Below are 12,811 nucleotides of genomic sequence, written 5' to 3'. Positions count from 1 at the left end.
GCGCAGATCTTTCTCGGCAAGGACGAAAAAGCCGTGCCCTATGCACTGAACGGAAGGTTTGAATGAGCCTGGACAGATTGATCGAACGTTGCCTGGGGGAGCGCGATGGCCTGGGCCTTGCCCGGGCGCAGGCAGGGCACTGGCAATCCTGGTTGCAGCCGATCGGCGCGGACTTGCCCGTAGGAGAAGACCCGGCCTGCGATGATGATTTCCAGCGCATGCGTGAGGAGGTCAACAAACTGTCCGGGGCCGATGTCGAACAGGTCATCGAGCTGGCGCAGACCCTGCTGGCCGGATCCTGCAAGGATTTGCGGGTGGTCACTTATTACATATGGGCACGCTTGCACAGGGATGGCGAAGCGGGTTTGGCCGACGGCCTGAACCTGTTGGCCGCAATGCTGGAACGCTACGCCGTCCAGGTGCTGCCTGCGCGTCCCAACAGCCGCAAGATGGCGCTGGAGTGGCTGGCGAGCAGCAAAGTGCTCGACACCCTGTCGCGGTACCCCGAAGTGGTGAAGAACGAGGCCGAGCGTACGGTGGCGGCGCTGGCCTGGCTGGCGCACGGGCTGGCTGCCTGGCCACAGGATCAGCGTCCCGCCCTCGGTGCGCTGTATGCCGCGTTGTCTGCGCGGCTGGCGCAGTCCGGCGGGGTCGACGCGCTGGTCCCGCAGAACAGCGCCAGCTTTGAGACGAACACCCGAACGGCCGCCCCCGACCCCACGGCCATCAAGTCAGGGCGCGACCTGCTGGATAGCGGCCGGGCGTTGGCCGGTTATCTGCGCGAGCAGCCCCAGGGTTGGTTGGCGGCGCATCGACTGATGAAAAGCCTGCGCTGGGACACCGTGCATGAAGCTCCGCTCCAGGATGCCAGCGGCAAGACTCGCCTGACACCACCCCGTGGCGAATACCGGGCACAACTCAAGCGCCTGCATCTGCAACAGAGCTTCAATGAACTGTTGGATCTGGTGGAGCGGATTTTCGCCGAAGGCGTGAACCATTTCTGGCTGGATCTGCAGTGGTACCACTACCAGGCACTGAGCAAGCAGCCTGCGCCACAGGACAGCTGGGCCGACATTGCCAAGCGCGACCTGGGCATGTTCCTCGAGCGATTGCCGGGGCTGGAGGCATTGTGCTGGAGCGACGGGTCGCCCCTGGCGGACGAGACCACCCGCGAGTGGATCGGCCAGCACGTCTGTGGCAATCGCCCTCAGCAATGGCTGTCGGCGCCGCCCGTTGCGGCGACCGGCGCAGACCCCGAGATCCTGTCACTCGAAGGTGAAGCCCTGGCCCAGGCCGACAGCGACGGCGTCGAACACTCACTGGCCTGGCTGGCCGCACGCCCGGGCATCCATACCGGTCGCCAGCGCTGGCTGTTGCGCCTGCTGATGGCACGGGTGGCCGAGCAATACGGCAAGAGCGAACTGGCCATTCACCTGCTGGGCGAACTGGATGCCAGCGGGCAACGCCATGGGCTGGCGGAATGGGAATCGGAACTGAGTTTCGAGGTCAAGGCGCGCCTGCTCAAGCTGTTGCGCTTGAAGGCTCAACGCAATGACGCGGACAAGCCCACCTTGGCCCGGCGGATGGAGGCGCTGCTGGCAGCGCTGGTGGCGGTCGACCCGGTACGTGCCGCAGTACTTTGTGGCTAAACCTCTTTTATCAGGATTCTTACTGTGAGCATCGACAATCTGACACTGCAATATTTCGACGCCGAGATGCGCTACCTGCGCGAGGCCGGCAAGGAGTTCGCGGAGGCCTTTCCGGACCGGGCGGCCCAACTGAACCTGGACAAGTCGGGCGCGCGCGACCCCTATGTGGAGCGCCTGTTTGAAGGTTTTGCCTTCCTGATGGGGCGGCTGCGGGAAAAACTCGACGATGACCTGCCGGAGCTGACCGAAGGCCTGGTCAGCCTGCTCTGGCCGCATTACCTGCGCACCATTCCATCGCTCTCGATTGTCGAGCTGATGCCTGAGCTCGCACAGATGAAGCGCAGCCAGCGGATCGCCAGCGGCTTCGAAGTGTTGTCGCAACCCATCGGTCCGCTGCGTACCCGTTGCCGCTACACCACGACTCAGGACCTGACATTACAGCCGCTGGCGCTGGAAACGGTGCAGATGGCTTATGAACCGGACGGTCGCTCGCTGTTGCGACTGCGCTTTACTTGCGGGGCAATGGCCGACTGCAGCGAGATCGACCTGAGCCGCCTGCCGTTGTACCTCAATGCCGATGCCGCACTGGCCAGTGCGCTGCATCAGGCGCTGACCCTGAATGCTCAAGCCTTGTATGTACGCCTGCCTGACCAGGCGGGCCGCTCTCTGCTGGAGGGTTATTTTTCGCCCAAGGGGTTTGCCGATGAGGATCGATTGTGGCCCAAAGGCGACAGTGCCTTCAGCGGCTATCAGTTGCTGCTTGAGTATTTCACCTTTCGCGAGAAGTTCATGTTCGTGACCCTCTGCGGGCTCGAACAGGTGGAGCTGGCACCGAATACCCCCTGGTTCGAACTCGAGGTGGTGCTGAGCGAGCCGTTGCCCCAAGCGTTCACGCCGAACGCCGAGCACATTCGCCTCAATTGCGTACCGGTGATCAACCTGTTCACGCTGGAGTCCGACCCCATGACCTTGGCGCCCTTGCAAACCGATTACCTGCTTCGTCCCATGCGTTTGCAGGACGGTCATACGGAAATCTACTCGGTGGATCGGGTCACTGCGTCAAAGAGTGCCGTGCGCCACGAATACGTGCCGTTCACCAGCTTTCGTCACAAGGGCGGCATGTTGCGTGACGAAGCGCCCGAGCGTTATTTCCATACACGACTCAAGCGCGGCCCCAATGGCCTGCATGACACCTGGCTGATCCTGGGGGGCGAAGGTTTCGATCAGGATCGACTCGACACCAGCGAAAGCCTGTCGTTGCGCTTGACTGGCACCCACGGCCAGCTGCCGCGCAAGGCCCTGCAAGGCACCTTGCTCGACACGCCGGTGCAATCCATCGAGGTCGACTTGCGAGTGCGCAACCTGTGTGCGCCGACCTTGCCGTGTTATCCGCCCAACCGCGACCGCTTCCACTGGCGGGTGCTGAGCCATCTCGGTTCGAATTTCCTGCCGATGCTCGACAACGCTGAAGTGCTGCGCGGCACGCTGGCGCTGTACGACTGGACGGGCAGTGAGTTGAACCGGCGTCGCCTGGCCGCGATTGTCGAGGTCGGCCACCACCTGGTGCAGCGCTTCGAAAAGGGCTTTCTGCTGCGCGGGGTGGATATCGAAGTCACCCTGGACGCCAACGGCTTCAGCGCAGAGGGCGACATCAGCCTGTTCGGCGAAATGCTCAATCGGTTCTTCGGCCTCTACGCCGACATCCACCTCTACAACCAGCTCACGCTGATCCTTCAACCTTCTGGGAAGTGCCTGCGATGGAACGAGAACCACAGTCAGCGTATTCCCGGCTGAAAGCCGGCGGTCTGCTCGAGGCACTGCAGGGGCGGGTGGCCGAAGCCGATCTGTATCGCTTCTGCCAGTTGCTCGAACGGGCGTTGCCCGACCACCCGCCACTGGGCAGCACAACGTCGCCGGCGGATGACCCGGTACGTTTTCGACCAGACCCCGGCATGGGTTTCCCTGCCGGTGAATTGAAGGCGATTGAAACCGACGACAAACACCCTGGGCGTCCGGCCACAGTGCGCACGCGCCTGCTGGGTCTGTACGGTGTGGACTCGCCATTGCCGACGGCTTTTCTGGACGATATCGCCCAACGACGGGAGGGGCACGAGGCGCTTGAAGCCTTCCTGGACATTTTCAACCACCGGATCTTTACCCAGTTCTACCGGATATGGCGCAAGTACTCCTATCCGGCAACCTTCGAAGCCGGCGGCTCGGATGCGACTTCGCAATGCCTGTTGGGGCTGATTGGCCTGGGCATTCCCGGAACGGCCAGGCAGGTTGGCACGCCGATATCGCGCTTCCTTGCCTTGCTCAGCGTAATGCGCCTGCCCACCCGCAACGCCGAAGGCATCGCTGCGCTGGTCAAGCTGCTGGCCCCCGAAACCCGTACACAGGTGACTCCCCACTGGCCGCGCAAAGTGCTATTGGCGCAACCGGCGAGGCTGTCCCCGACACAGCCGGTGCGACTGTCCCAGGGCACACCCTTGGGCTGTGTCGCCTACGACGCAAACAGTCAACTGCACCTGGCGCTGTTCACCGAAGACCGGCACGAGGCACGTGGCTGGCTGCCGGGTGGCCAGTTGTACAACGATCTGCGGGCATTGCTGCGCGTGTATCTGGGCTGGCGCTGCACTGCAAAGCTGCAGCTGTCGTTGCCCCTGCACAGCCTGCCGACACCGCTGTTGGGACGAGCGCAGATTTTGCTGGGCATGACCGGGGTGCTGGGCCTGGGCAGCGATGCCTGGCAGGCCGGCGAAAGCACCACCGTCACGATCAACCTGGGCCGCTATCAAGGCCTGCAGGACAACCCCCGGGAAAGGGAGATAAAGTATGTCGCGTACCGTTTCTAAATCATTGGCTATCGCCGCGTTCGGTGTAGTGCTCGGCGGATGCGGGGTGACCCAGAGCGTGACAGACGCAACGACCTCGACCACCGAGGCGATTTTCTACAAACAAGTGAAAACACTGCGCCTGGACCTCAGCGGGCGCGCGGCACTGAACACCGCCGGGATCGACATGAATGCGTTATCCGTGCCGACCCTGGTGCGGGTGTATCAACTGCGCGACCGCAAGGCGCTGGAAAGGGCGAACTACGACAGCTTGCTCAGCCATGATGAGCGCGTGCTGAGTGTCGACCTGCTGGACAAGCGAACCCTGGTGATCAAGCCCGACGAGGGCGCGCAACTGAACATCCCCTTGGACAAGCAGGCACGCTACGTTGCCGTGGTTGCCTTGTTCCGGGAGTTCGATAGCCGGACCGATAGCTGGCGCCTGACCCTGGCCCGCGATGACCTCGACCCGGACCGGGTGCGGGTGATCGAGCTGGGGGGCAACCGCCTTACCCTGCGCCCGCTGGCCAAGGAGTAACGGATGGGCGATCTCAATCCCTCCCTGTACGAGACACTCCTGCAGAACTTCGACGGCGAACTGGACCTGCATCAGGTCGCCGAAGAGGATCAGTGCACGCTCTCGGTGCTGGACAACCTGCGCCGCATCCTCAACAGCCGGGCCGGCGCGCTCGAGCATCTGCCCGATTATGGTTTGCCGGACATGGGTCAGATCCTCCAGGGCCTGCCCGGATCGGCGCATGGACTGATGAGTGCCATGGCCGACACCCTGGCCAAGTACGAGCCGCGGGTGGCCACGATTGACATCGAGCTCTTGCCCCAGACCCGACCGGGTCATCTGGAGTACAGCCTCGAGGTGCAACTCATAGGGGGGCGGCGTGTGACCTTCGGCACCAGCCTGACGCCAGGTGGCAATGTCCTGGTGCGTCACTTGAAGCGCCAGCACTACCTGTCGATGTCGGGAATTGGTTAACAAAAGGAATGCGCGATGACAGCGTTGTTTGAAATGCGAATCAGGCTCGGCGGTGATCCAAGTGCCTTCAGTGAGTTCAAGGTGCTGCGGGAGGAATTGGCCAGACTGAGTCATCCGGCCTGCCCGGATGTGGATTGGGCCAAGGTGGAGCAGTTGTGCCTGGCGTTGTTCCAGCACAACGGTGCGGAGTTGCAAACAGCCGCGGCTTTCGTACTGGCCCGTAGTCACCGTCATGGCCTCGAGGGCATGACTCAGGGTATAGCGCTGACCGAGGCGCTGGTCTGCGAATGGCCGACCCTGTGGCCCGCGATGGAGCCGGCGCGCCTGGACATCCTGGCTTGGTTGTTCGCGCGCCTGCAGCCCCTGTTGCGCAGCCTGGAGCTGCAACACTGGAGTCTGCCTGCCATTGCCCAATTGGGCGCTGGGCTGGAGCGCCTGCATGCACGACTGGGTCAAGAGGGGCAGCCCCCGCCGGGCTCCTTGCACGCTCTGCGCCAGCAAGTCGATAGCCTGCTGCAGCGACTTGCACAGAGCCACGCCCAGAGCCATGGGCAATCCCATGGGCTGTTCGACGCGGTGGCGTTATCCACGAGACTGCCGCAACCGCCCCAGGTGATGCCGGTGGTGGTCCTGCCGACACCACCGATGCCTGTGGTGCTGGCGGGCGGTCAGCAGAGAAGGAGGCATCATGTTGTCCCTTGGCTGTTCGCGGCTGCCGCGACAATTACCTTGGCTGCGGGTGTCGTATGGACAACCTGGCTGGCGAACCCGGGCAAGGAGGGCGTGAATCGCCTCACCAGTGTCTTCCAGACGCCAGCCGTGGTGCCCGAGCCCGTACGTTTGGACAGCCTGTCCCTGTTCGCCCCCGGGAGTGCCGAGCTCAAGCCCGGCTCGACCAAGGTCTTGATCAGTGCCCTGGTCGACATCAAGGCCCAACCTGACTGGTTGATCGTCATCGCCGGGCACAGCGATGCCAAGGGCAATGCCGAGCAGAATTTGCAGTTGTCCCATGCTCGCGCTTCAGCGGTGCGCAGCTGGATGCAGCGGATGGGAGATATTCCCGACAGTTGCTTCGCTGTGCAGGGTTTTGCCGACAGCCAGCCAATCGCCAGCAACGACAGCGAAGCAGGGCGCGCGGCCAACCGGCGTGTCGATATTCATCTGGTGCCTCAGGTCGGTGCCTGCGGAAAACCCGGCGAGCAGGTGCCGTCATAGCAACCATTCATTTGCTCGATACCCATCATCAAGCAATGCAAGTTCAGTTTTTCCACCAAGGGAGGAAGATAGCGTGATACCGATCTCGCCATTGAAGGAATAAGCGCGATGAGACTCTCGACCCTGCTGGCTTTTGTCGCCGTATTCAGCGGTGGCATCGCTGCCACTGCACCGGCCATTGCTGCCGATGCGACCTGTCACTTCCCGTCGATTGCAGACAGCGCCACCCGTTTGCAACACTCGCAAACAGTGGCGGTGCTCTACACCCAAAACACCCTCAATACCCAGCAATACCTGGAGAGCTACCACGATGTGGCGGTGAAGGGGGCGCAGAACCCCGGGCTGGATTCGCGGATCAGCCAGGCGTTCGTCGACAGTTCCGATCCGCAACGGGCGATCGGATGGTTGCTGGCATCGTTGCACAAAGAGTTCGCGGCGGTGACGGTATACGACAGCCTTGATGCGGCGCTGCAGGCGCATCCGGATGTGGTGGTGATGCTCGACACCTACAGTCGCCTGGTGTCGAAACGCAACAATCAGGTTGAAGCGCGGTTCGTGGCCAAGTTCTACGATGCGAACCTGCAATACATCGGCCAGGCTGCAGGTTCACGTGCCGAGCAGATGCCCTCGGTGTGGGTGCATGGCAAGGCCGCGCCGCAGATTGCCGCGCAGATCAATCAGCAAACGGTGTTGCAGGTGAATGCGTTGAAACAGTTCGATGCGTCGTTGAAGTCACTGGTGACGGCTAGCCATGTGGTTCATGTCGCGAGCAACTGAACAGCTACCAGCCTTTGACGCCGCTCATATCGGGTAGCTTGTGCGCAATGCCCTTGTGGCAGTCGATGCAGGTTGCCTCTCCCTTGGCCAGTGAGGTCGAGTGCATGGCCGCCGCACGTTTGCCCTGGCGGGTAAAGTCCATGAACTCGAAGTTGTGGCAGTTGCGGCATTCGCGCGAATCGTTGGCCTTGAGCCTGGCCCATTCATGTTCCGCCAGTTCACGGCGCAGGGTGAGGAACTTGTCGCGGGTGTCGATGGTGCCGAACAGTTTGCCCCAGACCTCCTTCGATGCCTGCATCTTACGTGCGATCTTGTGGGTCCATTCATGGGGCACGTGACAATCCGGGCAACTCGCACGCACGCCCGAGCGGTTGGTGTAGTGGATGGTGTCCTGCAGTTCGACAAACACGTTATCGCGCATCTCGTGGCAGGAAATGCAGAATTTCTCGGTGTTCGTCAGTTCCAGTGCCGTGTTGAATCCCCCCCAGAAAATGATCCCGGCGATAAAACCGCCCAGTGTCAAAAAACCCAGGCTGAAATACACACTCGGCCGACACAGGATGCCCCAGTAGTCCTTAAGCAGGGCGAACAGTGCTTTCATGGCGCCTCCTCAAGGTTTCTGCGCCGCGTTGGCGTCGTCTTGCAGGATTTTGTCGATGGTCTCGAAGCTGTTGCCCACCAGCGGCAGCACATCTTTTTGCGGCACATGGCATTGGTTGCAGAAGTAGCGACGCGGTGAGACAGCCGCCAGCGCCTGGCCGTCGCGGTCCATGTAGTGGGTGATGCTGATCATCGTCGCCTGGCTGCGTGGGCTGTTGGCCCGGCTGTGACAGGACAGGCATTTATTGCCGTTCCTGTCGATCTGATAGCCGCGAATACTGTGGGGGATGGTTGGCGGTTGGTCAGGATAATTGCGCTCGCGCTTGAGGTCCTTGTTTTCATCCTCGGCCAGTGGTGGCGCAGGCGCGTTTTGCGTCAGGGTGCCGCCGGGCCGGCGTCCGTCCGGGCCCGGTGCATCCAGTGGGTAGTCGACCTCGGCGGCGATCACCGCGCCCATCACGGCGAGCAGGAACAACGGCAGGATGCGAAAAGTCATGGCGGTTCTCCTCAAGCCACGCTGATCAACTCGATGCGTATGGCGCATTTCTTGTAATCGGTCTGCTTGGAGATCGGGTCGGTGGCGTCGAGCGTGACCTTGTTGATCAGCTTGTTGGCATCGAAAAACGGCACGAACACCAGGCCGCGTGGCGGTTTGTTGCGCCCGCGGGTTTCGATGCGAGCACGCATTTCGCCGCGCCGGCTGATCAGTTTCACTTCACTGCCGCGGCGTGCCTTCATGGCCCTGGCGTCCTCGGGGTGCATGTAGACCAGCGCGTCCGGCACGGCTTTGTAGAGTTCATCGACCCGTTGGGTCATGGTGCCCGTGTGCCAATGTTCAAGGACCCGGCCGGTGCTCAGCCAGAACGGGTAGTCGGCATCCGGAGCTTCGGCCGGTGGCTCATAGGGCAGGGCGAAGATGATCGCCTTCTTGTCCGGATAGCCGTAGAACTGTACTTCGCTGCCCGTTTCCACGTAGGGGTCGAGCCCCTCGCGGTAACGCCAGCGGGTTTCTTTGCCGTCAACCACAGGCCAGCGCAGGCCACGCTCGGTGTGGTAACGATCGAAGGCCGCCAGGTCGTGGCCATGGCCGCGACCAAACTGGGCGTACTCTTCGAACAGACCCTTTTGCAGGTAGAAACCGAAGGCCTTGGCTTCATCGTTCTTGTAGCCGGACTCGATCTGCTCCACCGGAAACTCGTCCACCTGGCCATTTTTGAACAGCACCTCGAACAGGGTTTTGCCCTTGTACTCCGGCGCCTTGGCCAGCAATTCGGCGGGCCAGGTTTCATCGGTGGTGAAGCGCTTGGAAAACTCCACCAATTGCCATAGGTCGGACCTGGCGTCCCCCGGTGCGCTGACCAACTGATGCCAGAATTGCGTGCGGCGTTCGGCGTTGCCAAAGGCGCCTTCTTTTTCCACCCACATGGCGCTGGGCAGGATCAGGTCGGCGGCCTGGGCGGAAACGGTGGGGTAGACGTCCGAGACGATCACGAAGTTTTCCGGGTTGCGCCAGCCCGGCAAGACTTCCTGCATGATGTTGGGCCCGGCCTGCATGTTGTTGCTGGCCTGGGTCCAGTAGACGTTAAGTACGCCGTCCTTGAGCATGCGGCTTTGTTGTACCGCATGAAAGCCGACTTTCTCCTGAATGGTGCCGGTGGGTAGTTTCCAGATTTTTTCGGCGGTGGCGCGGTGTTTCGGGTTGGTTACCACCATGTCGGCGGGAAGGCGGTGGGAGAAAGTCCCGACTTCGCGCGCGGTGCCACAGGCCGACGGTTGGCCGGTCAACGAGAAAGGGCTGTTGCCCGGTTCGCTGATCTTGCCCGTGAGCAAATGAATGTTGTAGATCAGGTTGTTGGCCCACACCCCGCGGGTGTGCTGGTTGAAGCCCATGGTCCAGAACGACACGACTTTACACTTGGGATCGGCATAGAGATCGGCCAGGGCCTTGATGCGCTCGGGTGCGACCCCGGTTTCTTTGGCAGTGCGTTCAAGGGTGTAGGGTTTGACGAACGCGGCGAACTGCTCGAAGGACATGTCCGTCCAGGTATTGGCCTTGTCGGCATTCTTCGCCTGTTTTTCCCGCGGATCATCGGCACGCAAGCCGTAGCCGATATCGTCGGCGCCCTTGGCGAAGCGTGTGTGCTTGCTGATGAAATCCTGATTGACCGCGCCGCTTTCAATGATGTGGTTGGCGATGTAGTTGAGAATCAACAGGTCGGTTTGCGGCTTGAACACCATGGGGATGTCGGCCAGTTCGAAGCTGCGGTGTTCGAAGGTCGACAACACCGCGACTTTCACGTGCGGATAGCTCAGGCGCCGGTCGGTGACCCGGCTCCACAGGATCGGGTGCATCTCCGCCATGTTCGAGCCCCACAGCACAAAGGCGTCGGTGGCCTCGATGTCGTCGTAGCAACCCATCGGCTCATCCATGCCAAAGGTGCGCATGAATCCCATCACCGCCGAGGCCATGCAATGACGGGCATTGGGGTCGATGTTGTTGCTGCGAAAGCCGGCCTTCATGAGCTTGTTGGCGGCATAACCTTCCCACACCGTCCATTGCCCCGAACCGAACATGCCGATCGATTCGGGTCCCTTGTTTTTCAGGGCCTGCTTGAATTTTTCTTCCATGATGTCGAAAGCCTTGTCCCAGCTGATCGGCTGGAACTCGCCCTGCTTGTCGTACTTCCCGTTGGTCATGCGCAGCAGCGGCTGAGTCAGGCGGTCAACGCCGTACATGATCTTGGACAGGAAATAGCCCTTCACGCAGTTCAACCCGCGATTCACTTCGGCCTTGACGTCGCCATGGGTGGCGACCACTCGGTTGTCCCGGGTCGCGACCATCACACTGCACCCGGTGCCACAGAAACGGCAGGGCGCCTTGTTCCAGTCCAGGGTGACCATGTCCGCCTCGGTCACCAGGTTGCTGGCCGTGGTGAAGATCGGCAGGCCGGCTGCGGACGCTGCGATGGCGGCCGCCTGGGCCTTGACGAATGCTCGGCGCGACATGTTCATTGGATGTCTCCCGCGGGATCGAGAATTTCGTGATAGATCAGCGCGGCGTTGAGCACGCCCGGCAAATTGTTGATTTGATCGATGCGTTGCAGGATCTGGCTTTCGTGTACGGCCTCGAGGACTACCACCAGTTTGCCGGCGGCACTTTCCTGATGTAACTCCACACCGTCCAATAGGCGCAGGTTGGCTTTGACGGCATCAAACAGTTCAGGTCGGGCAAGTACCACAAGGCTGGCTATGTGCAGGGGTTCGTCCATGGCTGACTCCAACAGGCTCTGATGGAAGGCTTTTAGTTGGGTGGTCCGGGTGGGCCGTAGAGCATCTGGAAAAACCAAATGATGAAACCGTAACCGCCGACGATGGCGACTGAAAGTAGCGGAAACAGGCAGACGACAAGAAACAGAAACAGGCGCATTTCCTTGCGTCGCTGCGGTTTTTGCTCTTCGGTCAATGACATGGAGTGCGCTCCAGCCGAACTTGCACTCAGACTAGATCAGTAAATTTTGCAGGGTTTAATTACAGCGGGTTTTGTCGACCAGCGGTGGCCAATAGGCATTGTTCTGAGAAGCGTGGTTTTAACTCATCGAGCGATCACAGCGATGAGTTAAAAAAAGCGAGAACGGGCCTGAAGGCACCGTTCTGTACGGGGCAATTACTTAGTGCGAGCTGTTTGCGATCAGGTGTGCGCCAGGGCGATGGTGAACGAGACGACGACCATGCAGGCAAAGGCGAAATTGATATTCATGACGTTTGTTTCCGGTACAGGGGTGATGGCGCTCATCTTGAACAGGTCGCACGCAAATAAAAAATTCGCCTTGGTGATTTGAAAGATCGAAAGAATTGATACATGGCTTGGGGTTTGTGTTTGCTGCACTGTTTGGCTAATCTCGGCAAACCAGCAACTTCATGCACAAGCAGGCAGAACCATGCACGATCAGCATTCCGCAACCGAGCTTCCTCATCTGCGCCGACAGAAAATCCTCTTGATCCTGGAGCGTGACGGCAAGGTCATGGCGTCCGAATTGAGCCAGCATTTCGCGGTTTCCGAGGACACCATTCGCCGGGATCTCGCGGAGCTGGACAATGCCGGGCTGGTGCAGCGGGTGCATGGCGGGGCGTTGCCGCGCCCCAAGGATACGGGCAAGGACTACTTCACCCGGATCAGCGAAACCGACGAAGTCAAAACCCGGCTGGCGCAGCTGGCGGCGAGTCGGGTCGAGAATGGCCAGATCGTGATGTTCGACTCGGGCACCACCACGTTGCAGATCGCGCGGTTGTTGCCTTCGGACATCTGCATCACGGCGGTGACCGCGTCGCCGATGACGGCCATTACCTTGTCCGAATTCAAAGGCATCAAGGTGATCCTGGCAGGGGGCCAACTCAACCCTGCGACCCTGTCGGCCAGCGGCCATGAAACCCTGCGCTTGCTTGAAGGCATCAAGGCGGACCTGTTGTTTACCGGGGTCTGTGCGATTCATCCACAAGTCGGTATCAGCTCCCTGCATTTCGATGAAGTGCCGGTGAAACAGGCGATGCTCGACAGCGCGAGGCAGGTCATCGCAGTCACCACGGCGGACAAGCTGGGCGCGGTGGAGCCGTTCGTGGTGGCGCCTTGCGAGCGCCTGCACACGCTGATCACGGAACGGCATGTGGCGACGGGCAACGTCGAGGATTACCGCAAGTTGGGGATCGAGGTGGTGCAGGTGGAGGCTTGAGCGTTATGTCTCACGGAA

The 12,811-nt window shown here is 61.0% G+C and carries 13 protein-coding genes; 8 read left to right on the top strand and 5 right to left on the bottom strand.

What is annotated here, in order from left to right; genetic code table 11:
* The first annotated feature begins 62 nt into the window (after positions 1-62).
* The 7 genes from tssA to NQL71_RS24740 all read left to right on the top strand — a co-directional run bounded on the left by tssA (position 63) and on the right by NQL71_RS24740 (position 7,466).
* Positions 63-1,649 (top strand): type VI secretion system protein TssA, encoded by a 1,587-nt coding sequence (gene tssA / locus NQL71_RS24770; RefSeq protein WP_046817258.1) that lies wholly within the window; start codon positions 63-65, stop codon positions 1,647-1,649.
* Positions 1,650-1,673: 24 nt separating this feature from the next.
* Positions 1,674-3,443 (top strand): type VI secretion system baseplate subunit TssF, encoded by a 1,770-nt coding sequence (gene tssF / locus NQL71_RS24765; protein WP_077185765.1) that lies wholly within the window; start codon positions 1,674-1,676, stop codon positions 3,441-3,443.
* On the top strand, positions 3,407-4,504 hold the full coding sequence (gene tssG, locus NQL71_RS24760) for a type VI secretion system baseplate subunit TssG (RefSeq protein WP_077185766.1): 1,098 nt from the start codon (positions 3,407-3,409) through the stop codon (positions 4,502-4,504). The genes tssF and tssG overlap by 37 nt, the downstream gene beginning before the upstream one ends.
* A complete protein-coding gene (tssJ, locus tag NQL71_RS24755) occupies positions 4,485-5,021 on the top strand; it encodes a type VI secretion system lipoprotein TssJ (RefSeq protein ID WP_046817261.1) in 537 nt (178 codons plus the stop codon). Before tssG ends, tssJ begins: the two co-directional genes overlap by 20 nt.
* 3 nt (positions 5,022-5,024) lie before the next feature.
* On the top strand, positions 5,025-5,474 hold the full coding sequence (tssE, locus tag NQL71_RS24750) for a type VI secretion system baseplate subunit TssE (RefSeq protein WP_274643500.1): 450 nt from the start codon (positions 5,025-5,027) through the stop codon (positions 5,472-5,474).
* 15 nt (positions 5,475-5,489) lie between these two features.
* A complete protein-coding gene (locus tag NQL71_RS24745; protein ID WP_046817263.1) occupies positions 5,490-6,689 on the top strand; it encodes an OmpA family protein in 1,200 nt (399 codons plus the stop codon).
* 108 nt (positions 6,690-6,797) lie between these two features.
* Positions 6,798-7,466 carry an ATPase gene (locus NQL71_RS24740; RefSeq protein WP_166620352.1) on the top strand — a complete coding sequence of 223 codons (669 nt, stop codon included), beginning with the start codon at positions 6,798-6,800 and terminating at the stop codon, positions 7,464-7,466.
* A 4-nt stretch (positions 7,467-7,470) separates the two neighbouring features.
* Here the strand turns inward: NQL71_RS24740 and NQL71_RS24735 are convergent, their stop codons facing one another.
* From NQL71_RS24735 to napE, 5 genes are read right to left on the bottom strand one after another with little or no spacing between them, the layout of a single operon-like run.
* Positions 7,471-8,067, bottom strand: a complete 597-nt coding sequence (locus tag NQL71_RS24735) for a cytochrome c3 family protein (protein WP_046817264.1) — start codon at positions 8,065-8,067, stop codon at positions 7,471-7,473.
* A 9-nt stretch (positions 8,068-8,076) separates the two neighbouring features.
* Positions 8,077-8,562: a nitrate reductase cytochrome c-type subunit gene (locus tag NQL71_RS24730; protein ID WP_046817265.1), complete on the bottom strand. Its 486-nt coding sequence runs from the start codon at positions 8,560-8,562 to the stop codon at positions 8,077-8,079.
* 11 nt (positions 8,563-8,573) lie between these two features.
* Positions 8,574-11,078 carry a nitrate reductase catalytic subunit NapA gene (gene napA / locus NQL71_RS24725; protein WP_046817266.1) on the bottom strand — a complete coding sequence of 835 codons (2,505 nt, stop codon included), beginning with the start codon at positions 11,076-11,078 and terminating at the stop codon, positions 8,574-8,576.
* Positions 11,075-11,335, bottom strand: coding sequence for a chaperone NapD (locus NQL71_RS24720; protein ID WP_274643499.1), 261 nt, complete (start codon positions 11,333-11,335; stop codon positions 11,075-11,077). Before NQL71_RS24720 ends, napA begins: the two co-directional genes overlap by 4 nt.
* A 32-nt stretch (positions 11,336-11,367) precedes the next feature.
* Positions 11,368-11,535 (bottom strand): periplasmic nitrate reductase, NapE protein, encoded by a 168-nt coding sequence (napE, locus tag NQL71_RS24715; RefSeq protein ID WP_046817268.1) that lies wholly within the window; start codon positions 11,533-11,535, stop codon positions 11,368-11,370.
* A gap of 469 nt (positions 11,536-12,004) precedes the next feature.
* Between napE and NQL71_RS24710 the strand changes: the two genes are divergently transcribed.
* Positions 12,005-12,793, top strand: coding sequence for a DeoR/GlpR family DNA-binding transcription regulator (locus NQL71_RS24710; RefSeq protein ID WP_077185769.1), 789 nt, complete (start codon positions 12,005-12,007; stop codon positions 12,791-12,793).
* The last annotated feature ends 18 nt before the right edge of the window (positions 12,794-12,811 follow it).

This window comes from Pseudomonas serbica (assembly GCF_028823535.1).
GTDB classification, from domain to species: domain Bacteria; phylum Pseudomonadota; class Gammaproteobacteria; order Pseudomonadales; family Pseudomonadaceae; genus Aquipseudomonas; species Aquipseudomonas serbica.
Note: the sequence above shows the minus strand (reverse complement) of the source record. Positions and strands in the feature narration are given on the sequence as shown.